At 69.7% G+C, this 25,320-nt stretch carries 27 protein-coding genes and 1 tRNA gene; 11 read left to right on the forward strand and 17 right to left on the reverse strand.

The window, feature by feature from the left end:
• Positions 1-200: 200 nt before the first annotated feature.
• From rsmG to rpmH, 6 genes are all read right to left on the reverse strand, one after another.
• Positions 201-920: a 16S rRNA (guanine(527)-N(7))-methyltransferase RsmG gene (gene rsmG, locus Sdagh_RS21295; RefSeq protein WP_189416822.1), complete on the reverse strand. Its 720-nt coding sequence runs from the start codon at positions 918-920 to the stop codon at positions 201-203.
• 135 nt (positions 921-1,055) lie between these two features.
• Positions 1,056-1,568: a Jag family protein gene (locus Sdagh_RS21300; RefSeq protein WP_189416819.1), complete on the reverse strand. Its 513-nt coding sequence runs from the start codon at positions 1,566-1,568 to the stop codon at positions 1,056-1,058.
• A 15-nt stretch (positions 1,569-1,583) separates the two neighbouring features.
• Entirely contained in the window at positions 1,584-2,927 is a 1,344-nt protein-coding gene (gene yidC / locus Sdagh_RS21305; RefSeq protein WP_189416817.1) for a membrane protein insertase YidC, read from the reverse strand.
• 3 nt (positions 2,928-2,930) lie between these two features.
• Complete coding sequence (gene yidD, locus Sdagh_RS21310) at positions 2,931-3,305, reverse strand: membrane protein insertion efficiency factor YidD (RefSeq protein WP_189416814.1); 375 nt, start codon at positions 3,303-3,305, stop codon at positions 2,931-2,933.
• Positions 3,302-3,673 carry a ribonuclease P protein component gene (gene rnpA, locus Sdagh_RS21315; protein WP_189416812.1) on the reverse strand — a complete coding sequence of 124 codons (372 nt, stop codon included), beginning with the start codon at positions 3,671-3,673 and terminating at the stop codon, positions 3,302-3,304. The genes yidD and rnpA overlap by 4 nt, the downstream gene beginning before the upstream one ends.
• 21 nt (positions 3,674-3,694) lie before the next feature.
• Positions 3,695-3,832 carry a 50S ribosomal protein L34 gene (gene rpmH, locus Sdagh_RS21320; RefSeq protein WP_003949374.1) on the reverse strand — a complete coding sequence of 46 codons (138 nt, stop codon included), beginning with the start codon at positions 3,830-3,832 and terminating at the stop codon, positions 3,695-3,697.
• 396 nt (positions 3,833-4,228) lie between these two features.
• On the opposite strand from rpmH, the gene dnaA reads away from it, so the two are divergent.
• The 9 genes from dnaA (at position 4,229) to Sdagh_RS21365 (ending at position 17,164) form a co-directional block, all read left to right on the forward strand.
• The gene (dnaA, locus tag Sdagh_RS21325; RefSeq protein WP_189416809.1) at positions 4,229-6,232 is read left to right on the forward strand and encodes a chromosomal replication initiator protein DnaA; all 2,004 of its coding nucleotides are present in this window, start codon (positions 4,229-4,231) and stop codon (positions 6,230-6,232) included.
• An 891-nt stretch (positions 6,233-7,123) separates the two neighbouring features.
• The gene (dnaN, locus tag Sdagh_RS21330) at positions 7,124-8,254 is read left to right on the forward strand and encodes a DNA polymerase III subunit beta (protein WP_189416806.1); all 1,131 of its coding nucleotides are present in this window, start codon (positions 7,124-7,126) and stop codon (positions 8,252-8,254) included.
• 254 nt (positions 8,255-8,508) lie between these two features.
• Positions 8,509-9,387 carry a phosphogluconate dehydrogenase (NAD(+)-dependent, decarboxylating) gene (gene gnd / locus Sdagh_RS21335; protein WP_190076922.1) on the forward strand — a complete coding sequence of 293 codons (879 nt, stop codon included), beginning with the start codon at positions 8,509-8,511 and terminating at the stop codon, positions 9,385-9,387.
• 34 nt (positions 9,388-9,421) lie between these two features.
• Entirely contained in the window at positions 9,422-10,543 is a 1,122-nt protein-coding gene (recF, locus tag Sdagh_RS21340; RefSeq protein WP_189416799.1) for a DNA replication/repair protein RecF, read from the forward strand.
• Positions 10,540-11,094: a DciA family protein gene (locus Sdagh_RS21345; protein ID WP_189416798.1), complete on the forward strand. Its 555-nt coding sequence runs from the start codon at positions 10,540-10,542 to the stop codon at positions 11,092-11,094. The genes recF and Sdagh_RS21345 overlap by 4 nt, the downstream gene beginning before the upstream one ends.
• A gap of 455 nt (positions 11,095-11,549) precedes the next feature.
• A complete protein-coding gene (gene gyrB / locus Sdagh_RS21350; RefSeq protein WP_189416797.1) occupies positions 11,550-13,598 on the forward strand; it encodes a DNA topoisomerase (ATP-hydrolyzing) subunit B in 2,049 nt (682 codons plus the stop codon).
• A gap of 42 nt (positions 13,599-13,640) precedes the next feature.
• Positions 13,641-16,235, forward strand: a complete 2,595-nt coding sequence (gyrA, locus tag Sdagh_RS21355) for a DNA gyrase subunit A (protein WP_189416796.1) — start codon at positions 13,641-13,643, stop codon at positions 16,233-16,235.
• Between the two features lie 18 nt (positions 16,236-16,253).
• Positions 16,254-16,997: a DUF3566 domain-containing protein gene (locus Sdagh_RS21360; protein ID WP_189416795.1), complete on the forward strand. Its 744-nt coding sequence runs from the start codon at positions 16,254-16,256 to the stop codon at positions 16,995-16,997.
• Positions 16,998-17,087: 90 nt separating this feature from the next.
• Positions 17,088-17,164 (forward strand) — tRNA-Ile (locus Sdagh_RS21365).
• 68 nt (positions 17,165-17,232) lie between these two features.
• Here the strand turns inward: Sdagh_RS21365 and Sdagh_RS21370 are convergent.
• The 11 genes from Sdagh_RS21370 to Sdagh_RS21420 form a co-directional block, all read right to left on the reverse strand.
• On the reverse strand, positions 17,233-18,390 hold the full coding sequence (locus tag Sdagh_RS21370) for a tyrosine-type recombinase/integrase (RefSeq protein WP_190076923.1): 1,158 nt from the start codon (positions 18,388-18,390) through the stop codon (positions 17,233-17,235).
• Entirely contained in the window at positions 18,390-18,578 is a 189-nt protein-coding gene (locus Sdagh_RS21375; RefSeq protein WP_190076924.1) for a helix-turn-helix domain-containing protein, read from the reverse strand. The genes Sdagh_RS21370 and Sdagh_RS21375 overlap by 1 nt, the downstream gene beginning before the upstream one ends.
• Complete coding sequence (gene repSA / locus Sdagh_RS21380) at positions 18,575-19,966, reverse strand: replication initiator protein RepSA (RefSeq protein ID WP_308288756.1); 1,392 nt, start codon at positions 19,964-19,966, stop codon at positions 18,575-18,577. Before repSA ends, Sdagh_RS21375 begins: the two co-directional genes overlap by 4 nt.
• Positions 19,963-20,145: a hypothetical protein gene (locus tag Sdagh_RS21385; RefSeq protein ID WP_226535556.1), complete on the reverse strand. Its 183-nt coding sequence runs from the start codon at positions 20,143-20,145 to the stop codon at positions 19,963-19,965. The genes repSA and Sdagh_RS21385 overlap by 4 nt, the downstream gene beginning before the upstream one ends.
• A gap of 93 nt (positions 20,146-20,238) precedes the next feature.
• On the reverse strand, positions 20,239-20,538 hold the full coding sequence (locus Sdagh_RS21390; protein ID WP_190076925.1) for a SpdD protein: 300 nt from the start codon (positions 20,536-20,538) through the stop codon (positions 20,239-20,241).
• Between the two features lie 24 nt (positions 20,539-20,562).
• Positions 20,563-20,718: a hypothetical protein gene (locus Sdagh_RS21395; protein ID WP_189416785.1), complete on the reverse strand. Its 156-nt coding sequence runs from the start codon at positions 20,716-20,718 to the stop codon at positions 20,563-20,565.
• A gap of 12 nt (positions 20,719-20,730) precedes the next feature.
• Positions 20,731-20,919, reverse strand: coding sequence for a mobile element transfer protein (locus Sdagh_RS21400; protein WP_190076926.1), 189 nt, complete (start codon positions 20,917-20,919; stop codon positions 20,731-20,733).
• Between the two features lie 5 nt (positions 20,920-20,924).
• Positions 20,925-21,104, reverse strand: a complete 180-nt coding sequence (locus Sdagh_RS21405) for a hypothetical protein (RefSeq protein WP_189417304.1) — start codon at positions 21,102-21,104, stop codon at positions 20,925-20,927.
• Positions 21,105-21,125: 21 nt separating this feature from the next.
• Positions 21,126-21,815, reverse strand: coding sequence for a DUF2637 domain-containing protein (locus Sdagh_RS21410; protein ID WP_189416780.1), 690 nt, complete (start codon positions 21,813-21,815; stop codon positions 21,126-21,128).
• A 14-nt stretch (positions 21,816-21,829) separates the two neighbouring features.
• Positions 21,830-23,176, reverse strand: a complete 1,347-nt coding sequence (locus Sdagh_RS21415; protein ID WP_190076927.1) for an FtsK/SpoIIIE domain-containing protein — start codon at positions 23,174-23,176, stop codon at positions 21,830-21,832.
• A 2-nt stretch (positions 23,177-23,178) separates the two neighbouring features.
• Entirely contained in the window at positions 23,179-23,511 is a 333-nt protein-coding gene (locus Sdagh_RS21420) for an SCO3933 family regulatory protein (RefSeq protein ID WP_189416778.1), read from the reverse strand.
• A gap of 157 nt (positions 23,512-23,668) precedes the next feature.
• Here Sdagh_RS21420 and Sdagh_RS21425 point away from each other — a divergent pair, with 157 nt between their 5' ends.
• A complete protein-coding gene (locus tag Sdagh_RS21425) occupies positions 23,669-24,442 on the forward strand; it encodes a GntR family transcriptional regulator (RefSeq protein ID WP_189416777.1) in 774 nt (257 codons plus the stop codon).
• Positions 24,439-25,002, forward strand: coding sequence for a GNAT family N-acetyltransferase (locus Sdagh_RS21430; RefSeq protein ID WP_189416776.1), 564 nt, complete (start codon positions 24,439-24,441; stop codon positions 25,000-25,002). The genes Sdagh_RS21425 and Sdagh_RS21430 overlap by 4 nt, the downstream gene beginning before the upstream one ends.
• Positions 25,003-25,320 lie beyond the last annotated feature (318 nt).

Below are 25,320 nucleotides of genomic sequence, written 5' to 3' on the forward strand. Positions count from 1 at the left end.
GCGGGGTTCGGCCGCAGCGCGGCCGCGACTGATGATGCCGTGCAGCAGTGAGCGACGTTTCACGTGAAACACGATGCCCAGCGCCCGACGCCGAACTGTCGCGACACTCCGTCATGCGCGGGTTCGGGCCTTGTGTGGAGTACGTCCCGTGAGCCGGGAGTACGTCCCGTGAGCCGACCCGCCGAGTCGGCCCTGGGAAACTACCCGCGCCGTCGGCGAGCCCGCCCTGTGCGCGCGGCCTTGGCCCGCTTCGCCGCGAACCGCACACCGCCCGGGCTCTCCCCGACCTCGACGCGCACCACCGTGGACCGGGGCTCCACCACGCCCTCTCCGACGTGCAGGATCGACGTCCCGACGGCCCCCAGCTTGCTCAATGCCGTCGCCGCGCTCTTCAGCTCCTCCTCGGCGGTGTCGCCCTTGAGTGCCAGCATCTCCCCGTACGGCCGCAGCAGGGGCACCCCCCAGGTCGCCAGCCGGTCCAGCGGCGCCACGGCGCGGGCGGTCACCACATGGACGGGCGGCAGCTTCCCCATGACCTCCTCGGCCCGGCCGCGCACGACCGTCACATGATCGAGGCCGAGCAGTTCCACGACCTCGGTCAGGAAGGTCGTCCGCCGCAGCAGCGGCTCCAGCAGGGTGATCTTCAGGTCCTCCCGGACCAGCGCCAGCGGGATGCCGGGCAGGCCGGCGCCCGAGCCGACATCGCAGACCGTCACCCCCGCGGGCACGACCTCGGAGAGCACCGCGCAGTTCAGCAGGTGCCGCTCCCACAGCCGGGGCACCTCGCGCGGCCCGATCAGACCGCGCTGCACACCTGCCTCGGCCAGCAGCTCGGCGTAGCGCACCGCATCCTCGTAGCGATCACCGAACACCTCACGTGCCTGCTCGGGCGCGGGGGGAAGCTCCGCTGCCTCCGTCACGGGGGACCGTCCTTCCGTACCGCGTCGGCGCTTCGCGCACCGACACCAGAACCACCAGAACTATCAGGCTGACAAAGTTCGGCCCCGTCCGCGCGGCTGGCGCGACAGACGGGGCCGGGGGATCGCGGGGAACGATCAGGCGGGCAGTACGACGACGAACCGCTGCGGTTCCTCGCCCTCGGACTCGCTGCGCAGCCCCGCGGACTTCACCGCGTCGTGCACGACCTTGCGCTCGAACGGCGTCATCGGCTGCATCCGCACGGGCTCACCACTGCTCTTGGCCTCGGCGGCGGCCTTCGCGCCCAGCTCGGACAGCTCGGCGCGCTTCCTGGCCCGGTAGCCCGCGATGTCCAGCATCAGCCGGCTGCGGTCGCCGGTTTCCCGGTGCACGGCCAGGCGGGTCAGCTCCTGGAGAGCCTCCAGGACCTCACCGTCGCGTCCGACCAGCTTCTGGAGATCGCGGCCACCGGTGTCGCTGACGATCGAGACAGCGGCACGGTCGGCCTCGACGTCCATGTCGATGTCGCCGTCGAGGTCGGCGATGTCGAGCAGACCCTCCAGGTAGTCCGCCGCGATCTCACCCTCCTGCTCCAGGCGGGTCAGCGTGTCTGCGCCCTCGGCAGCGGCGGCGATGGTGCCTTCCGTCACGGGATGGACTCCTTCTTACTTCTTCGACGGGGACTTGGGCCGCTGCGGTCCCTTGCGCTGCCCGGACTGGGCCTTGCTGCGGGTACCGGAGCCGGGCTTCTGCGCGGCCTTCTTGGAAGCGGCGGACTGGGCGCCCGCGGACTTGGCGTCCTGAGGCTGGTCGGACTTGCTCAGCGACGTCTTGGCCGGCGACGGCCCGGAGGAGGCGGACGCCGCGTCCGACGCCGTGCCCTCGTCCTCGGACGCGGACTCCTCAGCCGCAGCCCTGGCGGCGGCCTGCCGCTGGGCCTTGGTCTGCCGCTTGGGCTGCTGACGCCTGGGCACGGCCGTGGTCGGCGTGCCCTCCTCGGTGGCCGTGGCCAGGGCGGTGTCGCTCTTCACGACGGTGCCGTCGGCCTGGGCCGAGAAGCCGGCCTTGTTCAGCCCGTTGATGAACTTGCGCTCGAACTCGTTGCGGTCCCGGCCCTTGGTGACGATGGCCTTGACGATGGCGCGCTCGCTGCGGCGACGGACCTTGCCGGTGTGGGAGACGTGCTTGTACAGGCGCTCCAGGTAGGCCGCCTGCGCCTTGGAACCCGGCGTCGGGTTGTTGCGGATGACGTACATCTGCTGGCCCATGGTCCACACGTTGGTGGTCAGCCAGTAGACGAGGACACCGACCGGGAAGTTGATGCCGAAGACGGCGAACATGACCGGGAAGACGTACATCAGCATCTTCTGCTGCTGCATGAACGGCGTCTTCACCGTGGTGTCGACGTTCTTCGTCATCAGCTGGCGCTGGGTGAAGAACTGCGACGCCGACATCAGGACGATCATGATCGCGGTGACGACCCGGACGTCGGTGAGGGAGGAGCCGAGGGCGTCGACCTTGGAGGCGCCGTCGGTGAACTTGGCCGCGAGCGGCGCACCGAAGATGTGGGCCTTCTGCGCGCTCTCCAGCAGCCGGTCGTTGATGACACCGATGGTGTCCCCGGTCGCGATGCCGTTGAGCACGTGGTACAGGGCGAAGAAGAACGGGGACTGCGCCAGGATGGGAAGGCACGAGGAGAGCGGGTTGGTGCCCGTCTCCTTGTACAGCTTCATCATCTCTTCGGACTGGCGCTGCTTGTCGTTCTTGTAGCGCTCCTGGATCTTCTTCATCTCCGGCTGGAGCGTCTGCATCGCGCGCGTCGACTTGATCTGCTTCACGAAGAGCGGGATCAGGCAGATGCGGATCAGGACCACCAGGGACACGATGGACAGGCCCCAGGCCCATCCGGTGTCAGGGCCGAAGAGGGCGCCGTACACCGTGTGGAACTGGACGATGACCCAGGAGACAGGTGTCGTGATGAAGCTGAAGAGGCTGGCAATCGTGTCCACTAATCATGCTCCTTGGGCATGGGACTGGGTCTCTGCGGCCGGGCTCGAGGGACCGGGCGGGCTCGGGTGAGCGGCCGGTCCCTCGGTGGCCGGTTCGGCGGCGGAGGGCCCGCCCTTGCGTGCCCGCCATGCGTTCCGCAGCATTTCGTGCCATCGCGGACGCTTGCGCGGCGGAACATGGTCCACCCCGCCCAGCGACCACGGGTTGCACCGCAGGATGCGCCAGGCGGTGAGTGCCGTGCCCTTGACGGCGCCGTGCCGGTCGATGGCCGTATAGCCGTAGTGGGAGCACGATGGGTAGTACTTGCAGACCGGCCCCAGCAGGGGACTGATCGTCCACTGGTACAGCTTGATCAGAGCCAGCAGCGGGTACTTCATCGCGCGCCCCCTCCCAGCAGCCGCTGAAGGGCGGCGTCCAGGTCTCGGGCCAGCTGTGCATGGTCGGCGTCACCCGCACCGGGCAGCGCTCGTACGACTACCAGGCTACCGGGAGGCAACAGATCGACTCGGTCGCGCATCAGGTGGCGAAGCCTGCGCTTCACCTTGTTGCGCACGACCGCACCGCCGACGGCTTTGCTGACGACGAAACCCGCACGCGTCGGGGGAGCGCTCTCCCCAGGCGCGTGCGGGTCCGTTGCACCGCTACGAAAGTGGACGACGAGGGACGGGCGGCCGGCCCGGCGACCTCGTCGTACCGCGGTCGCGAAATCCTCGCGCCGCCTCAGCCGGTTCTCGGTGGGCAGCACGACGTCATGACCTGATCGGGATCAGGCGGACAGACGGGCGCGACCCTTGCCACGGCGGGACGCGAGAATCGCGCGGCCGGCACGGGTGCGCATACGCAGCCGGAAGCCGTGGGTCTTCGCGCGACGACGGTTGTTCGGCTGGAAGGTGCGCTTGCTCACTCGGGGGCTCCAGAAAGAATCGGTGGTGGCGGGGTGCCGTCCTGGCTGTCACCGTGCGCCCACGAGTAGCTCGCGTTACGCCCGTGTGCACCGCTTTCCGATCACCTGACGCGATCTGTGCCCATCGGAGGCAGGCGGCAGCAGCCATCGACAACTCGACCTGGTCACGGTACGCGCGGCTACGCCAATCGGTCAAACCAGCGGCGGCCGGGAGACACTTGTCCACAGGCTGGGGACAACAACTTGAATGCTACCGGCCACGCTGACTACCGTGGCCGGACTCCGATTCGTTCCCTTCCCACCGGCCCATCTGATTCGTGCCGACCCGCCCACCCCCGTAGCGACCGTCCCTCCCTCGGATCACACCTTCGAGGGACACATGAGAGAGCGTGCCCTGTGGCTGACGTACCTGCCGATCTTGCCGCAGTGTGGCCACGCGTACTGGAGCAGCTCCTCGGGGAGGGCCGGGGCCAGGGCGTCGAGTCGAAGGACGAGCACTGGATCCGCCGCTGCCAGCCCCTCGCGCTGGTCGCCGACACCGCCCTGCTCGCCGTACCGAACGAATTCGCGAAGGGCGTCCTGGAGGGCCGGCTGGCCCCGGTCGTCAGCGAGACGCTGAGCCGGGAGTGCGGCCGTCCTATCCGGATCGCGATCACCGTCGACGACTCGGCGGGCGAGCCTCCCGCCCCGCCCGCGCGGCCCCGCTACGACGAGCCCGAGCTGCCGCCGGCCGGCCAGCAGGGCCGCGGTGACCGTGACGGACGCGACACCCGCGATGCCCGCGACGCCCGCGACGACTACGAGGGCGGCTACGGCCGGCACCGCGCCGACCAGCTCCCCACGGCCCGCCCCGCCTACCCCTCCGAGTACCAGCGCCCCGAGCCCGGCTCCTGGCCGCGCCCGTCCCAGCAGGACGACTACGGCTGGCAGCAGCAGCGCCTCGGCTTCCCCGACCGCGACCCGTACGCGTCCCCGCCGGAGCCCTCCTACGGGCAGCACGGCCCGGACGCGTACCAGAAGAACCCCTACCAGGACGGCTACTCCCAGGACTACCGGCCGAAGGCGCCCGACCGCGCACCGTACGAACCGGACCGGTACGACGCGGACCGGTACGACTCCGACCGGCCCTCCTACGACAGCGACCGCCCCCCGTACGACTCCGAGCGCCCGCCCTACGACCAGCAGCGCTCCGACTACGAGCAGGCGCGGGGCGACTACGACCAGCGCGGCGGCCGACGGGAGCCGCCCGAGCCGCCGTCCGGCTCCGGCCACGTCCACCGCGGCGGTCCCGTCGGTCCCGGCCCCGCCACCGGCGCGCCCGGTCCCCTGGCCGCGCAGCCGGCCCCGGCCGCCGGCCCCGGCGAGCCCACCGCGCGCCTCAATCCCAAGTACCTCTTCGACACCTTCGTCATCGGCGCCTCCAACCGCTTCGCGCACGCCGCCGCGGTCGCCGTCGCCGAGGCGCCGGCCAAGGCGTACAACCCCCTCTTCATCTACGGGGAGTCCGGGCTCGGCAAGACGCACCTGCTGCACGCGATCGGGCACTACGCGCGGAGCCTCTATCCCGGCACGCGCGTGCGGTACGTCAGCTCCGAGGAGTTCACCAACGAGTTCATCAACTCCATCCGCGACGGCAAGGGCGACAGCTTCCGCAAGCGGTACCGGGAGATGGACATCCTGCTCGTCGACGACATCCAGTTCCTGGCGGACAAGGAGTCGACGCAGGAGGAGTTCTTCCACACCTTCAACACGCTCCACAACGCCAACAAGCAGATCGTGCTCTCCAGCGACCGGCCGCCCAAGCAGCTGGTCACGCTGGAGGACCGGCTGCGCAACCGCTTCGAGTGGGGCCTGATCACCGACGTCCAGCCGCCCGAGCTGGAGACGCGGATCGCGATCCTGCGCAAGAAGGCGGTCCAGGAGCAGCTCAACGCCCCGCCCGAGGTGCTGGAGTTCATCGCCTCGCGGATCTCGCGCAACATCCGTGAGCTGGAGGGCGCGCTGATCCGGGTGACGGCCTTCGCGTCGCTCAACCGGCAGCCGGTGGACCTGGGGCTGACGGAGATCGTCCTGAAGGACCTGATCCCCGGCGGGGAGGACTCGACGCCGGAGATCACCTCCACGGCCATCATGAGCGCCACCGCCGACTACTTCGGTCTCACCGTGGAGGACCTGTGCGGCAGTTCGCGCGGGCGGCAGCTGGTGACGGCCCGCCAGATCGCCATGTACCTCTGCCGTGAGCTGACGGACCTCTCCCTGCCGAAGATCGGCGCGCTGTTCGGCGGCCGGGACCACACGACCGTCATGCACGCCGACCGCAAGATCCGCAATCTGATGGCCGAGCGGCGCTCCATCTACAACCAGGTGACGGAGCTGACCAACCGCATCAAGAACGGCTGAGAGCGGCCTCGTACGACGTTCTGGGCGCCTCCGGAGGAGATCCGGGGGCGCCCTTCGTCGTCCCGGGGGCGGCTTCGGAGGCGGCCGGCCGCGGGGCGGCGTCCACCCCTGTTCGAATCCACCCCGGGGTTACGGCCGTCCTCCACAGATTCGGTGACTTTTTTCCGTCCACACCTTGGGGATCGCGAAGTTGTCCCGATCCTGTCCACAGGCCAGGGTGGTGAGAGATCATCAGGCCAGGTCACCCGGCTGTGGATTCGTGGACGAAGGATCTCCACAGCCTGTGGACAAACTCGTCGTCCACAGGCTGTGCGGAAAGTTGTCCACGGGTCGCCCACAGGCTGTGGCCGGTTGTCCCCAGTGTTCGGCCGCTTCTCCACACCGCTGTCCACTGTTCGGCAACCCGACGCGTCCGGTCACCGCTCGGAGTGAAAGGCGTCACATCGGGTTGCCGGAGTGGGCTGTGGGAAAGACGGGTAAACCTGGGGACGCACCTGGGGAGAAGTCGCCTCTCCCTGTGCACGGAGTGTGCAGAACTTTCCGTTCTCCACAGAAGGGCCCGGTTGTCCACCGGCTCCGCCCACAGGCCCCGTGGACAAAATTCCTGGGCTGACCTGGGCAAACGTGGTTATCCACGGTATCCACAGGCCCTACTACTACCAACGACTAGAGAGAGCCAGGAACTCGTTTCGAAGCGGGGCCTGTGCACAACTCGCTCTCTCGGCCCCGGCCGCTCCTCGGCGCGACTTGACCCCGAAGGGCACCTACTGTCAGTGCGGTGCGTCAGACTGGTCCCCGGTGTACTGCCCCGGACAGGGGCCGACGACACCGAGTCAGACGACTGAGGCGAAGCAGGGCGACAAGCGCCGGCAACAGCAGGAGGCGGCAACGGTGAAGATCCGGGTGGAACGCGACGTACTCGCGGAGGCAGTGGCCTGGGCGGCACGCAGCCTCCCGGCCCGTCCGCCGGCGCCGGTCCTCGCGGGCCTGCTGCTGAAGGCGGAGGAAGGGCAGCTGAGCCTGTCCAGCTTCGACTACGAGGTCTCCGCGCGGGTCTCGGTCGATGCGGAGGTCGAGGAGGAGGGCACGGTGCTGGTCTCCGGCCGCCTGCTCGCCGACATCTCCCGCGCCCTGCCCAACCGGCCGGTGGAGATCTCCACCGACGGTGTACGGGCGACGGTGGTCTGCGGCTCCTCCCGCTTCACCCTCCACACCCTGCCGGTGGAGGAATACCCGGCGCTGCCGCAGATGCCGAACGCGACGGGCACCGTCCCCGGGGAGGTCTTCGCCTCCGCCGTGCAGCAGGTCGCCATCGCCGCCGGCCGCGACGACACCCTGCCCGTCCTCACCGGTGTGCGCATCGAGATCGAGGGCGACACGGTGACGCTGGCCTCCACCGACCGCTACCGCTTCGCGGTCCGCGAGTTCCTGTGGAAGCCGGAGAACCCGGACGTCTCCGCGGTCGCCCTGGTGCCCGCCAAGACGCTCCAGGACACCGCCAAGGCGCTGACCAGCGGCGACCAGGTGATCCTGGCGCTGTCCGGCTCCGGCGCGGGCGAGGGCCTGATCGGTTTCGAGGGCGCCGGCCGCCGGACCACCACCCGGCTCCTGGAGGGCGACCTCCCGAAGTACAAGACGCTCTTCCCGACCGAGTTCAACAGCGTCGCCGTGATCGAGACCGCCCCCTTCGTGGAGGCCGTCAAGCGCGTCGCCCTGGTCGCCGAGCGGAACACGCCGGTGCGGCTCAGCTTCGAGCAGGGCGTGCTCATCCTGGAGGCCGGCTCCAGCGACGACGCACAGGCTGTGGAAAGGGTCGACGCCCAGTTGGACGGCGACGACATCTCGATCGCCTTCAACCCGACCTTCCTGCTGGACGGCCTGAGCGCCATCGACTCCCCGGTGGCCCAGCTGTCCTTCACGACCTCCACCAAGCCGGCGCTGCTCAGCGGCAGGCCCGCGGTCGACGCCGAGGCGGACGAGGCGTACAAGTACCTGATCATGCCGGTGCGGCTGAGCGGCTGAGCGGCTGAGTGAGCCGGCCGGCTCGGGGCACGGGGCGGCTGGGGGTGTGGGGGTCGGCCCCCACAAGATCGCAGTATGCCGGCGCGGCTGAGCGGGGGCCGCTCAGCCGCCGGTGTCCACAGCCGGTGGACGAAGCCGCAGGTGGGTGTACGGATGAGCGCGTATGCCCACAGCTGTGCGCGGGCGTCCGGGTTTAGGCTCGGCGCCGGTGCGAAAGCGCCTGACACGCCACAGCGACCTAAGGAACGCAACTGATGGAGCTCGGTCTCGTCGGCCTCGGCAAGATGGGCGGCAACATGCGCGAGCGGATCCGCCGCGCGGGCCACACCGTCGTCGGATACGACCGCAACCCGGACCTCGCCGACGTCCACAGCCTCAAGGAGCTGGTGGACAGGCTCAGCGGCCCGCGGGTGGTCTGGGTGATGGTCCCGGCCGGCGCGGCCACCCAGTCGACCATCGACGAGCTGGCCGAGCTGCTGGAGCCCGGCGACATCGTCGTGGACGGCGGCAACTCGCGCTGGACGGACGACGAGAAGCACGCGGAGGAGCTGGCGGCCAAGGGCATCGGCTTCGTCGACTGCGGCGTCTCCGGTGGCGTCTGGGGCCTGGAGAACGGCTACGCGCTGATGTACGGCGGCGACGCGGAGCACGTCGCCAAGGTGCAGCCGGTCTTCGACGCCCTCAAGCCCGAGGGCGACTTCGGCTCGGTGCACGCGGGCAAGGTCGGCGCCGGCCACTTCGCCAAGATGGTCCACAACGGCATCGAGTACGCGATGATGCAGGCCTACGCCGAGGGCTGGGAGCTGCTGGAGAAGGTCGACTCGGTCACCGACGTCCGGGAGATCTTCCGCTCCTGGCAGGAGGGCACGGTCATCCGGTCCTGGCTGCTGGACCTCGCGGTCAACGCCCTGGACGAGGACGAGCACCTGGACAAGCTCCGCGGTTTCGCCCAGGACTCCGGTGAGGGACGCTGGACGGTGGAGGCCGCGATCGACAACGCGGTGCCGCTGCCGGCGATCACCGCCTCGCTGTTCGCGCGCTTCGCCTCCCGCCAGGAGGACTCGCCGCAGATGAAGATGGTCGCGGCGCTGCGCAACCAGTTCGGTGGCCACGCCGTGGAGCAGAAGAAGTAAGCAGGACCCGAAGGGTGGAGGTCGGCGCACGACCATGCACGTCACGCATCTGTCGCTGGCCGACTTCCGCTCGTACGCCCGGGTCGAGGTCCCGCTGGACCCGGGCGTCACCGCCTTCGTCGGCCCCAACGGCCAGGGCAAGACCAACCTGGTCGAGGCCGTCGGTTACCTCGCCACCCTCGGCAGCCACCGCGTCTCCTCCGACGCGCCCCTGGTCCGCATGGGCGCCGACCGCGCGGTGATCCGGGCCCAGGTGCGCCAGGGCGAGCGGCAGCAGCTGATCGAGCTGGAGCTGAACCCGGGCCGGGCCAACCGCGCCCGCGTCAACAGGTCCTCGCAGGTCAGACCGCGGGACGTGCTGGGCATCGTACGGACCGTGCTGTTCGCGCCCGAGGACCTCGCGCTGGTCAAGGGCGATCCCGGGGAGCGGCGCCGGTTCCTGGACGAGCTGATCACCGCCCGGTCGCCGCGGATGGCCGGGGTCCGCTCCGACTACGACCGTGTCCTCAAGCAGCGCAACACGCTGCTGAAGTCGGCCGCGCTGGCCCGCCGGCACGGGGGGCGCACGCTCGACCTGTCCACTCTCGACGTCTGGGACCAGCATCTCGCGCGCGCGGGCGCGGAACTGCTCGCCCAGCGCCTCGACCTGATCGCGGCGCTCCAGCCGCTGGCGGACAAGGCGTACGAGCAACTGGCCCCGGGCGGCGGCCCGGTCGCCCTGGAGTACAAGCCCTCCGCGCCCGGCGACGGGCACACCCGCGAGGCGCTGTACGAACAGCTGACCGCCGCGCTCGGCGAGGCCCGCAAGCAGGAGATCGAGCGGGGCGTCACCCTGGTCGGCCCGCACCGGGACGACCTGCTGCTCAAGCTCGGCGAGCTGCCCGCCAAGGGGTACGCCTCGCACGGCGAGTCCTGGTCGTACGCGCTGGCGCTGCGGCTGGCCTCCTACGACCTGCTGCGGGCCGAGGGCAACGAGCCGGTGCTGGTCCTGGACGACGTCTTCGCGGAGCTGGACGCGCGCCGCCGGGAGCGGCTGGCGGAGCTGGTCGCGCCGGGTGAGCAGGTGCTGGTGACCGCCGCGGTGGACGACGACGTTCCGCAGGTGCTGGCGGGGGCGCGGTTCGCGGTGGCCGACGGGGCGGTGGAGCGCGTATGAGCGTCGAGGGCCCCGGGGCCCAGCCCCCCGAGGACACGCCGAGGAAGACGCCCGAGCCCTCCGGGGTGGACCTGGCGCGGGTGGCGCTGCGCGCGGCGAAGGACGCGGCGCGGGCGCGGGGCGAGGCGGCGCAGCAGAAGAAGCAGGCGCGGCGCGGCGGGCTGCGCTCCGGCGCGCGCGCCGACGGGCGCGACCCCATGGCGCTGGGGTCGGCGATCAACCGGCTGATCACCGAGCGCGGCTGGGAGACGCCGGCCGCGGTGGGCGGGGTGATGGGTCGCTGGCCGGAGATCGTCGGCGAGGACGTGGCCAAGCACTGCGTGCCGGAGCGGTACGACGAGGACGAGCGGGTCCTGGTGGTGCGCTGCGACTCCACGGCCTGGGCGACGAATCTGCGCCTGCTGGCGCCGACGCTGGTGGCCCGGCTGAACGAGGATCTCGGACATGGCTCGGTGCGGGTGATCAAGGTGCAGGGACCGGGGGGCGCGCCGCGCCGGTACGGTCCGCTGCGGGCGCCCGGGAGCACCGGCCCCGGCGATACCTACGGGTGAGTTCGTCCCGTTTCGTTCCCTTCTCCCGCCCCCCTTTCTCCTTCCGCCTCAAGAGTGACTGACATCACATCAGGGGCGGTCGATCGCCGTTTTCCACAGCTGTGGATCTTCTTGTCGTACAACCGCGCGCGGCTGTGGATCGGGAGCTGACTCCGAAGTAGCCAAGGGTTGACGGCCGGAAGCGCTGAGTGCCGCCGTGAGCCTCTTGGGGCCCCCATCCGTATATCGGGAGTCGGGAGCGGGCGTCTCAGAGCGGCACATGCGGACTCAGGTACCGGCAAACCCCCATCAGTGTCAGTGCTACCGGTAGAATGGAAGACAATCCCGCCCCAGTCGTGGGGACCGCCCGGGAAAAGCTGAGCAACGCTGATCAAGGCTTACCAACGCACCATGCCGCAGCCGCTCCGGCAACCTGCCGACGAGCCCGGCTCGTGCCGTGCCAGAAAGGGCGCTTCGTGGCCGATTCCGGCAACCCCAACGAGAACATCCCGTCCACCGACACCGAGGCGACCTCGTCCCCGGGCGAGGGCTCCCCGTCGTACGACGCCAGTGCCATCACCGTGCTCGAGGGCCTGGACGCGGTCCGCAAGCGGCCCGGTATGTACATCGGTTCGACCGGCGAGCGGGGGCTCCACCACCTCGTGCAGGAGGTCGTCGACAACTCCGTCGACGAGGCGCTGGCCGGTCACGCGGACACCATCGACGTCACGATCCTGGCCGACGGCGGAGTCCGCGTCGTCGACAACGGCCGCGGCATCCCGGTGGGCATCGTCCCCTCCGAGGGCAAGCCCGCCGTCGAGGTGGTGCTGACGGTGCTGCACGCCGGCGGCAAGTTCGGCGGCGGCGGCTACGCGGTCTCCGGCGGTCTGCACGGTGTGGGCGTCTCCGTCGTCAACGCCCTGTCGACGAGGGTCGCGGTCGAGGTCAAGACCGACGGACACCGGTGGACGCAGGACTACAAGCTGGGTGTGCCGACGGCCCCGCTGGCCCGGCACGAGGCCACCGAGGAGACCGGCACGTCGGTCACCTTCTGGGCCGACGGGGACATCTTCGAGACCACCGACTACTCCTTCGAGACGCTGTCGCGGCGCTTCCAGGAGATGGCGTTCCTCAACAAGGGCCTGCGCATCAACCTCACCGACGAGCGCGAGTCGGCGAAGGCCACGGCCGGCGCGGACGAGGCGGGCGAGGACGAGAAGCAGGAGGTCAAGTCCGTCTCGTACTACTACGAGGGCGGCATCGTCGACTTCGTGAAGTACCTCAACTCCCGCAAGGGAGAGGTCGTCCACCCCACGGTGATCGACCTGGAGGCCGAGGACAAGGACAAGCTCCTGTCCCTGGAAGTCGCCATGCAGTGGAACGGCGGCTACACCGAGGGTGTGTACTCGTTCGCCAACATCATCCACACCCACGAGGGCGGTACGCACGAAGAGGGCTTCCGGGCCGCGCTGACCTCGCTGATCAACAAGTACGCGCGCGACAAGAAGCTGCTGCGCGAGAAGGACGACAACCTCACGGGCGACGACATCCGCGAGGGCCTGACGGCGATCATCTCGGTGAAGCTGAGCGAGCCGCAGTTCGAGGGCCAGACCAAGACCAAGCTGGGCAACACCGAGGTGAAGACCTTCGTCCAGAAGGTGGTCTACGAGCACCTCGCCGACTGGCTGGACCGCAACCCCAACGAGGCCGCGGACATCATCCGCAAGGGCATCCAGGCCGCCACCGCGCGCGTCGCCGCCCGCAAGGCGCGCGACCTGACCCGCCGCAAGGGCCTGCTGGAGTCGGCGTCCCTGCCGGGCAAGCTCTCCGACTGCCAGTCGAACGACCCGACCAAGTGCGAGATCTTCATCGTCGAGGGCGACTCCGCCGGCGGCTCCGCCAAGTCCGGCCGGAACCCGCAGTACCAGGCGATCCTCCCGATCCGCGGCAAGATCCTCAATGTCGAGAAGGCGCGCATCGACCGCATCCTGCAGAACCAGGAGATCCAGGCGATGATCTCCGCGTTCGGCACGGGCGTGCACGAGGACTTCGACATCGAGAAGCTCCGCTATCACAAGATCATCCTGATGGCGGACGCCGACGTCGACGGCCAGCACATCAACACCCTGCTGCTGACCTTCCTGTTCCGCTTCATGCGGCCGCTGGTCGAGGCCGGGCACGTGTACCTCTCCCGTCCGCCGCTCTACAAGATCAAGTGGGGCCGGGACGACTTCGAGTACGCGTACTCCGACCGCGAGCGCGACGCGCTGATCGAGATGGGCCGCCAGGCCGGCAAGCGCATCCGCGAGGACTCGGTCCAGCGCTTCAAGGGCCTCGGCGAGATGAACGCCGAGGAACTGCGCATCACCACCATGGACCAGGAGCACCGCGTCCTCGGCCAGGTCACCCTCGACGACGCCGCCCAGGCCGACGACCTGTTCTCGGTGCTGATGGGCGAGGACGTCGAGGCCCGCCGCGCGTTCATCCAGCGCAACGCCAAGGACGTCCGCTTCCTCGACATCTGAGTCGGTCTCAGCTGACCGCACCAGGAAGGACCTTCACCAGCAATGACCGACGAGAACACCCCTGTGACGACGCCCGAGGGTGACGCCCTGGCCATGCGTGTCGAGCCCGTCGGGCTCGAGACGGAGATGCAGCGCTCCTACCTCGACTACGCGATGTCCGTCATCGTCTCGCGCGCGCTGCCGGACGTCCGCGACGGCCTCAAGCCCGTCCACCGCCGCGTCCTGTACGCCATGTACGACGGCGGCTACCGCCCCGAGCGCGGCTTCTACAAGTGCGCCCGCGTCGTCGGCGACGTCATGGGCAACTACCACCCGCACGGCGACTCCTCCATCTACGACGCCCTGGTCCGCCTCGCCCAGCCCTGGTCGATGCGCATGCCGCTGGTCGACTCCAACGGCAACTTCGGCTCGCCGGGCAACGACCCGGCGGCGGCCATGCGGTACACCGAGTGCAAGATGGCGCCGCTGTCGATGGAGATGGTCCGTGACATCGACGAGGAGACCGTCGACTTCACGGACAACTACGACGGCCGCTCCCAGGAGCCGACCGTCCTGCCCGCGCGGTTCCCGAACCTGCTGATCAACGGCTCGGCCGGGATCGCGGTCGGCATGGCGACCAACATCCCGCCGCACAACCTGCGCGAGGTCGCGGCCGGCGCCCAGTGGTACCTGGAGAACTACGAGTCCTCCAACGAGGAACTGCTCGACGCCCTCATCGAGCGCATCAAGGGCCCCGACTTCCCGACCGGCGCCCTGGTGGTGGGCCGCAAGGGCATCGAGGAGGCGTACCGCACCGGCCGCGGCTCCATCACGATGCGCGCGGTGGTCGAGGTCGAGGAGATCCAGAACCGCCAGTGCCTGGTGGTCACCGAGCTGCCGTACCAGACCAACCCGGACAACCTCGCGCAGAAGATCGCCGACCTGGTGAAGGACGGCAAGATCGGCGGCATCGCCGACGTCCGCGACGAGACGTCCTCGCGCACCGGCCAGCGCCTGGTCATCGTCCTGAAGCGGGACGCGGTCGCCAAGGTCGTCCTCAACAACCTCTACAAGCACACCGACCTCCAGACCAACTTCGGCGCCAACATGCTGGCCCTGGTCGACGGTGTGCCGCGCACCCTCTCCCTGGACGCGTTCATCCGTCACTGGGTGAACCACCAGATCGAGGTCATCGTCCGCCGGACCAAGTTCCGGCTGCGCAAGGCCGAGGAGCGCGCCCACATCCTGCGCGGCCTGCTCAAGGCGCTGGACGCGATCGACGAGGTCATCGCGCTGATCCGGGGCAGCCAGACGGTCGAGATCGCGCGCGGCGGCCTGATGGACCTGCTGGAGATCGACGAGATCCAGGCCAACGCGATCCTGGAGATGCAGCTCCGCCGGCTCGCCGCCCTGGAGCGCCAGAAGATCGTCCAGGAGCACGACGAGCTCCAGGCGAAGATCAGCGAGTACAACGCGATCCTCGCCTCCCCGGTCCGCCAGCGCGAGATCGTCAGCGAGGAGCTGGGCGCGATCGTCGACAAGTTCGGCGACGACCGCAAGACGAAGCTGATCCCCTACGAGGGCGACATGTCCATCGAGGACCTGATCGCCGAGGAGGACATCGTCGTCACGGTCACCCGGGGCGGCTACATCAAGCGCACCAAGACCGACGACTACCGGGCGCAGAAGCGCGGCGGCAAGGGCGTACGGGGAGCGAAGCTCAAGGAAGACGACATCGTCGACCACTTCTTCGTCTCCACCACCCACCACTGGCTGCTGTTCTTCACCAACAAGGGCCGCGTCTACCGCGTCAAGGGCTACGAGCTGCCCGACGCCGGACGCGACGCGCGCGGCCAGCACGTCGCCAACCTGCTGGCCTTCCAGCCGGACGAGGCGATCGCCGAGATCTTCGCCATCCGCGACTACGACGCGGCGCCCTACCTGGTCCTCGCGACCAAGGGCGGCCTGGTGAAGAAGACCTCCCTGAAGGACTACGACTCCCCGCGCTCGGGCGGTGTCATCGCCATCAACCTGCGTGAGCGGGAGGACGGCAGCGACGACGAACTGATCGGAGCCGAGTTGGTCTCGGCCGACGACGATCTGCTGCTGATCAGCAAGAAGGCGCAGTCGATCAGGTTCACCGCCTCCGACGACACGCTGCGGCCGATGGGCCGCGCCACCTCGGGCGTCAAGGGCATGAGTTTCCGTGACGGCGACGAGCTGCTCTCGATGAATGTTGTTCGAGCCGGTACGTTCGTGTTCACTGCCACCGACGGCGGGTACGCGAAGCGCACCTCCGTCGACGAGTACCGCGTCCAGGGCCGCGGCGGCCTCGGCATCAAGGCCGCCAAGATCGTCGAGGACCGCGGAGAGCTCGTCGGAGCGCTGGTGGTCGAGGAGACCGACGAGATCCTCGCCATCACCCTCTCCGGCGGTGTGATTCGCACGCGAGTCAACGAGATCAGGGAGACGGGCCGTGACACCATGGGCGTCCAACTGATCAATCTTGGCAAGCGCGATGCCGTGGTCGGCATCGCACGCAACGCCGAGGCGGGCCGCGAGGCGGAGGAAGTCGACGGCGACGTGGCCGTGGACGAGACCGCCGAGGATGCCGCGACCGCCGGCACGGACGAGGGCGAGGCGCCCTCGGCCGAGTAGCACGAGGAGAGAGTCATCGTGAGCGGAGCCACGGGCGCCGGATCGGCCGGTACCTCCAGGGGTACGGAAGCGGACGGCGGCGGCCGTGGCTCCGCCGCGCAGGGAACGGACCAGCGCGAACACGCGTCATCATCCTCGTACGAGACTCATGGATCCCAGGGGGGAACTGTGACGGACACCCGAGGTCCGCAGACCCAGCAGTACGCCGCTGGCGCGGGCCCGGCCGCGCCCCAGCAGGGGGCCTCCCCGCTGCCGGGCGAACGGCAGCAGCAACAGCCCGGCGGGCCCTACCACCCGCCGCAGGCGTACCAGACCCCGGCGGCCGGTACCGCGGGCGGTGCGGCCGGCGCCGTACGCCGTCCGCGCACCGGCGCGGGCCGCACCACACCCCGCGTCCGCAAGGCGCGGCTGCGGGTGGCGAAGGCCGACCCGTGGTCGGTGATGAAGGTGAGCTTCCTGCTCTCCATCGCCCTGGGCGTGTGCACGATCGTCGCGGCCTGCGTGCTGTGGATGGTCATGGACGCGATGGGCGTCTTCTCGACGGTCGGCGGCACGATCTCCGAGGCCACCGGCTCGAACGAGTCGAACGGCTTCGACCTCCAGTCGTTCCTGTCGCTGCCCAACGTCCTGCTGTTCACGACGATCATCGCGGTCATCGACGTCGTCCTCGCGACGGCCCTGGCCACGCTCGGCGCGTTCATCTACAACCTCTCCGCCGGCTTCGTCGGCGGTGTGGAGCTGACGCTCGCCGAGGACGAGTGAGGTCACGCGGGTAACCGATTTTGGGCCTGCCCCCCTCGTGCGCTAATCTTCAGGAGTCAGCGCGCGGGACACACACCGCAAAAGCGCGGCGGGGCTATAGCTCAGTTGGTTAGAGCGCATCCCTGATAAGGATGAGGCCACAGGTTCAAATCCTGTTAGCCCCACCAGCGAGAAGACCCCCAACCGATCATGGTTGGGGGTCTTTGACATCTACGGCTGACATCAACGGCGGCGATCAGCCGATGAGCGGATCTTCCAGGAGTTCGGCGAGCATGCCGACCGCTTCCCGCTCGCTGTCGCCGACCACGTGCGTGTACACGTCCATGGTCATGCTGATCTGGCTGTGCCGGAGGATCGCCTGAGCGACCTTGGGGTGCACCTTCAGGAAGGCGAGCAGGGTCCCGCAGGTGTGCCGGGCCAGGCGGACCGTGATCCGGCGGACGCCGGCACGCTTGACGAGCCGCTCAAAGGTGCGGGAGAAGCCCACCGGATCGATCATGCCACCGTGCTCGGCGGAGAAGATCAGGTCATGGTCGGGCTCCTGCGACCAGTGCTCACCGGCGATCTTCCGTTCCAGGGCTTGCAGCTCCCGCCGCTCGTCCAGGACCCGGGCGCAGAACTCGGGCAGGGGAAGCACGGCCTGTGAGGACTCCGTCTTGAGGTCCTTGAGGACCAGGCCGACGCCCTTGACCCGCTGGACCTGCTTGACCGGGGTGAAGCGGCCGGCCTCGAAGTCGATGTCCTGCCAGCGCAGCCCGAGCACCTCACTGCGGCGGAGCCCGAGGACCAGGACGAGGACGCAGGCCGCGTAGAGCCGGTGGGCACGGACCGACCGCAGGAAGGCGATCGCTTCCCGGGCGTTCCACGCTGTGCCCCTGTCCTTGGTGACCTTGGGCATGTCGACCAGGAGCGCGACGTTGCGCGTGACCAGCTCCTCGCGCATGGCCCGGTTGAGGGCGTTGCGCAGGACGCGGAGAACCTCGAAGCGGGCCGAGGCGCCGACCTTCTCCCGTGCCAGGGCCGCCATGAAGACGCGGATCTGAGCCGGGGTGAGCTTGACCAGCGATTTCTTCCCGAGGTGGGGATGGAGGTACAGCCGGACCTTGGACTCGTATTTCACGTATGTGTTGTGTTCGCGCTCCGGCTTCACGATGTGCTCCAGCCAGTAGGCCAGCCACTCGCCGAGCGTCCAGGACCGGGATGGCACCGGGATGCCGTTGCGCTCCTGGTCTTGGAGCTTGCCGAGCTTCTCGTTGGTCTCGTCCCAGGTCCGGCCGTAGACGTACTTGCGGACCCGGTTGCCGTCCGTGTCGGTCACGTACGCGGCGCCCTGGTAGCGGCCGTCGGACCGCTTGGTGATCGTGCCCCCGCCGTTGGGGCGGCGCTTCGCCATCAGGCCGCCTCCCCGATCTGACGGGCGATGAAGTCGCCGAGCGCGTGGGACGGGATGCGGCGGCAGCCGTCGACCTTGATGGAGACGAGGCGATGGGTGCGGATCAGGTCGTACACCTTCGTCCGTCCCACTTTGAGCCGTGCCATGACCTCGGGGACGGTCAGCAACTCAGGGGTGGCGGTGGTCATGCGGCGGCTCCTTCCAGGTCGAGGAGGGCGGGTAGTTCCTCGCGGGCGGTTTCGCGGTTGTGCTGGATGTCGCGGCGGATGGTGGTGGCGAGCCAGGATTCGCCGGGGGTGTGGCCGTGGCCGGCGTAGGTCCAGTGGGTGAGGGTCAGGGTGGTGGCCTGTTCGTCGTCGGGGTCGGGCAGGCCGAGGGCGGCGCGTTGCTGGCGGGCGCGGTAGTCGGCGCGGGTCTGGCGGAGGGCGCCGAGGGTGGTCGAGTAGCGGCGGGACTTGGTGGAGAAGTGGCCGCGGAAGCCGAGCATGTGGGCCCAGTCGCGGAGCTTGCGGTCGGGGTAGAGCAGGTGAAGGTCGAGGCACGCGGCGATCAGCCGGGCGGGGTGGTCGGGGACGCCGAGCAGGGCGAGAGCCTCTTTGTTGCCGATGCGGCGGTCTACGGTGCCGGTGGTCTCGGCGGCCTTGGTGGCGTACTTGGCGACGTAGGAGGCCACGGCCTGTTCGGTGATGTCCTGGCCGTCGCCGAAGGCACGGATGGGGCGCACGTCGAGCTGGGTGCCCCAGCGCAGGGTGCGGGCGATCTGGTCCCCGGCGGGGTCGACATCGACCGCGACGCGGGCAGCTGCCGCGCGGATGGCGTCGGTGAGGAGGTCGAGGGTGGCCCAGGCCGGGGGCGGGGAGTCGGGGCCGTCCGGCCCGTCGAAGCGGATCACGGCGTGGAAGTGGACGGCGCCGCGTTTCTGGTACTCCGCGACCTTGCCGAAGGCGATCCGGGACTGCTCGCGGGCGGCTTTCTGCGTGAGTCCGGCGCGGCGGGCGATCTCCCGGCGGAGGTAGATCGTGAAGTAGCGCCACAGGTCGGAGGCGTGGTTGTTCCACAGCACGGAGCCCGCGTAGTCGTACGTGTCGGGGTCGAGGGGCGTGCCGAGTTCGGGGGTGTCCTCGGGGTGGTTCTTGCCGCAGCGGCAGGGGCGGGTGCCGGGGCGGTTGTGGACCGGGCCGAAGGAGGGGGCGGTGAGGGTGGCGAAGACGCGGGGGTGGTCGCGGATGGTGTCGGGGGTGCCTTTGGCCTGGTCGCCGACGAGGCCGGCGCGGATGAGGTGGTAGGTGTCGCCCGCATAGGTCCAGGCGCAGGACGGGCAGCGGGAGGCGCGGCGGTTGCCGCAGGCGATGCGGAGGCGCCCGCCGGGTTCGGTGTCGGTGGAGTAGGAGTGCAGGACGTGCCGGGTCTGGGCGTCGCGGACGACGACGGAGCCGTGCAGGTGGATCGGGTCGGAGCAGCCGCCCGTGCGCCTGATCTGCTCTTGGACGCGGTCGAAGCCGTCCGACCCGGCCAGCCTCAGCACGTCGGCGAGGGTGGCCGGGTCCAGGCCCGCCATCGTGGCGGAGTCGGTCACGCGCCGGTCACCGCCCGGCGGCAGGTGGGGGTGGTGTGGCTGGTGCCCTGGCAGGCCGGGCAGGACAGGCGGCGGGTGACGCGGCTGCCATCGCGGTGCCGGGTGCCCGTGGTGACGGCGACGACCGGAAAGCCGTCGCATGCGCCGCAAAGGCGCGGGGCCGGGGTGGGCTGGGGCATCATGAAGCGTCCCTTTCGGGTCCTTGGGATCTGATGGGGGTGCAGGCGCCCGGAGCGGCGGAAGTTTGGCGACCGAGGCCGCTCCGGGGGCCGTCAGCGCTGCTGAGCGAGGTCCTTGAGCAGCAGGCGGAGGACGACGGCGACCAGGGCGACGGAGACGCCGGTGATGGCCACGGCGAGGAGCATCGAGACCAGGACGGCGCCGACGACCAGGACCACGGCCCCGCCGCCGGCCGCGAGGGCGAGCGCGCTGCCCGGGGTGAGCTGCACGGCCGGGCGACTGGCGAGGGGCGCGGCAGGGGCCGGGACGGTGGGGGCGGGTGCCGGCACTTCGGTGGCCGGGATGGTCGCGGCCGGTGCGGTGTCGGGGCGGGGGTACTTCGGAGTGAGCACGAGAGATGTCCCTTCAGGCGTGGGTTACTTGACGACCGTGTCGACGGCGGGGCCGAGGATGCTGTCCGCGACGAGGTAGCCACCGAGGAGCAGCACGGCGACCAGCCACCACGGCGGGCGGATGAGCTTGATGCCGAGGAAGCCGACGACGAGCAGGGCAAGCCAGAGCGGAACGTCCACGGAGATCTCCTGTCAGGCCGAGCAGCGGTGGGTGCGGGCGGCGAGTTCGGCGGCGGAACGGTCGTGGTAGTCGGCGGAGAAACCGCAGCGCGGGGCCGTGCAGGCAGCCGTGTGCATCTCGCGGCCACGGCCGTCGTAGTAGGTGCCGACCTCGACCGGGCCGATACGGAGGCGGTTGCGGAAGCGGCGGTAGACGCTCATGGCGGTCAGCCCTCCTGGCGGAGGCTGGCGCCGGGGAACTCGGCGAGGATGCGCGCCTTGCCGTCCGGGTCCGGGGTGAGGTCCGCGGCTTCCTCGGCGAGCAGCCGGGCCAGGGTCGGGCGGCCGGTGTCGGCCATCTCGCGGGCCGCGTCCATGTAGTCGGACGGGCGGTTGAAGCTCTGCACGATCGTGCCTCCTTGTGCTGATCAGGTGAGCTGGAGTTGTGCGGTGATGGCGTTGACCATCGGGGCGGGTAGGCCGAGCCGGGCCGAGAGCACGTCGGCGGGCATCGGCTCACCGGTCGACGCTTGGTGCGCGTCGGCGAGCTTGCGGGCGTGGTCGAGGAGAGCGGCCGGCACGACCGGGGCAACCACCGCAGGGGCAGGGGCAGGTGCGGCCGGGGCCAGCTCCGGGACCGGGTCGGGCTCGGGAACGGGCGCGGGCTCGGGCTCGGGCTCGGGGGCGTCGGTGCGCTGCACGGCGACATGCGGCGCGGCCGGTTCGTCGGCGGCGGGCTGCTCGGGTGCGGGCTGGTCGGCGGGCGAGTGGACCAGGAGGGTTCCGCCGAGGAAGGCGAGGGCGGGCCAGCCGGCGACGAGGATGCACAGCCACGCGGGTACAGCGGTCAGGTCGAGGAGTCCGGCGGTGGCGATGTTGGCGCCCAGCGAGGCGAACAGGGCGATGACGAACCAGGTCCAGGCCGAGCGGTCCCGGCGGACGGTGCGCAGCCGTCGCCAGGCGGCGACCAGCAGCAGATCCACGGAGATGGGGTAGGCCCAGGCTTTCCAGCCGGACTGTCCGGCGGCTTCAGCCAGGTCGTGCAGGTGGGCGAAGGACAGCGCACCGGCGATGACGGCCTGGACGAGGACCGCGTCCGGGCGGATCGAGCGGGGCATGGGGGTACCTCCCTTCAGGGGTTGACCGGACGCGGCTTGACCAGCGACGGGCCAGCGGCCGGCGCCGCTGGGTCGACGGGCACGGCGGGCTGGAACGGCTTGAGCGCGGGAAGATCGGGGACCAGGTGGGCGAAGGCCCGGCAGACGGCCGCGACCTCCTCCCGGGAGGTGTCCGGGGTGCGGATCTTCGACCAGCCGCCCGACGAATCCGCGGCGACCGCCGTACCGGGACGCTCCATCGGAATCAGACTGGCCACCGGCACCGCGTCCGGGGCCACGTCGTTCAGCCCCATCTCGGCGGTCTGCTTGTCGTTCACCCGGTGCACCACCCGCCCGGTGAGCTGAGCGCGGAGCATGGTGGCGCCCTTGCCCAGCTCCGAGCCGAAACGCTGCCCGCAAATCTCCAGGTAGATGCCGACCGCGCGAGCCATCTGCGCCAGCCGGATCAACGCGGTCACGATCTGCTCGCGGCGGTCCTCGTCCTTCTTGGACGAGATCAGGAACAGTTCGGCGACCTCGTCCACCAGGACCACGACCGGCACCGGCCGGGCCGAGACGGGCAGATCCCACAGGTCGGAGACGCCCTGCTGGCTCAGGAGGTCGAAGCGGTCTTCCATCTCCGCGACCAGGACGCCGAGCAGCGCGGCGGCATCATCAGGGCTGGTCACCAGGGCAGAGAGCCGAGACGCGTACGCGGTCTGCTCTACGCCGCGCTTGCAGTCGATGCCGACCAAGGCCACCGGCAACTGAGCCAGACCCTTGATCAGGTTCCGCTGATACATCGACTTGCCCGAGTGGTTCGCGCCCAGCGTCAGCGCCATCGGCGCCTTGCGGTAGTCCCGCTCGAAGGCGGTCCCGTCCTCCCGCAGAGCCACCGGCACCACCATGTCCCGGGGCACCGCCTTGCGCGGCATCCGCACCCGGCGCAGCACGTCATAGCCGGTCATGCGCAGCTCGACGTAGCCCGGCCTGGTCTCCCTCACGGTGACCGAGTGGACGCCCCAGGCGTGCCGCAGCCGCTCGGAGGATGCGATCAGGTCGGCGGGCTCCAGACCGGCCGGAAGCCGCAGGGTGACGACCAGTCCGGTCGAGGTGCCCCGCACCCGGCGGATCTTCGGCGGCACCGGCTGCACCTCGCGGCGGGCTACGTTGCGGGTTACGAACGCCCGCAGGCCCGAAGGCTGCACCGTCAGCCCGCACACATCCATCGTCGACCGGTAGGAAAGGGCGAACCGGCCCCAGGTGACCGGCATCCCGACCAGCGACCAGTACACGCGCGGGGCGCGGACCTTCGCGTAGCCGAGAGTGCCGGCACCCGCTACGGCTACCGTGGCCTCCAGCCACACCGTCAGGTCGGTCATGGTCAGACCGCCGGGGTGACCGCGACGGCGCGGAAGGCGATGCCGTGCCGCTTCTGGCCGTTGAACTCGTTCTCCCAGTCCCGCGCCTTCAGCCCGACCACCTTGACCGGTGTACCCGGCACCAGACCCCCTTCCGGGAAACCGGTCTCCGGGATCGTCACCTGGTAGAGGTTGCCCTCCCCCTCATCCGAGACCAGTAGACCCACCGTCGACAGACCCGCACCGGTCTCCCTGTCCACGGCCCGCTCCCCGGTCTTCTTGTTGGCCATCTTCGGTTCGGGCGCGGTCGCGACGAACACCACGGCGGTCGAAAGGTCGATCTTGAACGAAGGCATAGCTGTCCCCTTGCAGGTCATCTCAGGCCCATTGGACCTCTTGCTCAACTTGTTGGTACAAGCTGATGCGTAGAGAGTGACCTACCGAGAGGGAGTCGTCAAGATCTTCGGGCGAACATGTACCAACAAGTTGACCGAGTGCGTCATGATGGGCGGTATGAGCAAGCATCCGAAGTATCAGCAGGTGGCCGACGCGCTCCGCCGCGAGATCGACAACGGCACCTACGGGCCCGGCGCCCGGCTGCCGTCGGAAGCAGAGCTGGCAACCCGCTTCGAGGCCTCTCGTAATACCGTCCGCTCCGGCCTGAATCTCCTGGTCAGCCAGGGCCTCATCACCTCCAGCCAGGGTCTCGGCTACGAGGTGCGGAAGCACGAGGTCTTCGAGCTGAACGCGTCCCGCTTCGAGAACTTGCAGTTCCCGCAGAACGGCGACGCCTACTCGACCGACGTGATGAACGCGGGCCGCCGACCGCATCAGACGTTCCGGGTCGAGCTGACGACCACGACCGAGTACATCGCGCAGCGGCTGGAGGTGCCGGCCGGATCTCGGGCTGTACTGCGGTTCTGCCACCGGTTCGTGGACGATGTCCCGTGGTCGACGCAGGCGACGTACTACCCGGACTGGCTGCTCCAGGAGGCCCCGCGGCTTGCCGAGCCCGGCGACATCGCGGAAGGGACCACCCGCTATCTGGCCGGCCTCGGTGTCGAGCAGGTGGGATACGCCGACGAGATCGCAACCCGGATGCCTACCCCTGAGGAAGCACGGCTCTTGGAGATCGGGCCCGGGGTGCCCGCTCTGCTCTGGACCCGCACCGGATACACGGCCGAGCGCCCCGTGCGCTGCACCGTCACCACGTTCCGAGGCGACCTGAACCGCATGAACTACGAGATCGGCGACCTCTCCGCCCGGAACGAGAACGAGGCCCAGTGAAGATCACGCCCGCCACTCCTGCCGACCTCCAACAGTTGCTCGACTTCCGGAAGGAAGCAGCGTCTTGGATCAGCGCACTCGGCAATGACCAGTGGAGTCGGCCCTACCCCGCTGACCGGCTGCTGGTGACGATCGAGTCAGGCACCGTCTTCATGCTGAGGGACGGGGAGCAGACCGCCGCCACCATCACGCTGACCCCGGAGGCCGAGGAGGGGTTGTGGTCGGATGAGGAGCTGTCCGAGCCGTCGATGTTCGTCAACAAACTGACGGTGTCCAGGGACTATGCGGGGCGGAACCTCGGGGGCGAGCTGCTGGACTGGGCGGGAGACCGGGCGTCCCGGGCTGGCGCCAAGTGGCTACGACTCGACGCCTGGACGACCAACGCGCGGTTGCAGCGGTACTACCTGGACCAGGGTTTCCAGCACGTCAGGACCGTCTCCGAAGGCAACGCCGTCAACGGAGGCCCGCGTGTCTCGGGATGGCTTGCCCAGCGTCCTACCCAGCCAGCGAAGCCGACCTTTACCGACGAGACGCCGAGCCCGCAACCGCTTCGCGCCTGAGCTGTTACGAGTTTCTCTACCTCATCAAGCCCGGCTCCGCTCCGCTTCGCCGGGCGCGCTCCCGGCTCCGCCGCGGGCGCCGCTCCTGCCTCCGGCCCGCTCCGCCCGCGCTGCGCCTCCGCGCGCCCACGTGTGCACGACGCCGGTGGTCATGAGTCGATCACCGCGCAGAGGGGCGTGCGGTCAAGGCAATGCCTCCGGCGGGGGATCGGCCGGCACCGGGATGGAGGGGGCACCGTCGCCGACTGCGGGCCCGTGGATGGCGTGCGTGGGGAGCTCCCATCCCGTCCACCGCCGACCCAGGCAGAGCCGAGCGGA

Origin of the sequence: Streptomyces daghestanicus, assembly GCF_020521275.1 — a bacterium.
GTDB lineage: Bacteria > Actinomycetota > Actinomycetes > Streptomycetales > Streptomycetaceae > Streptomyces > Streptomyces griseoviridis.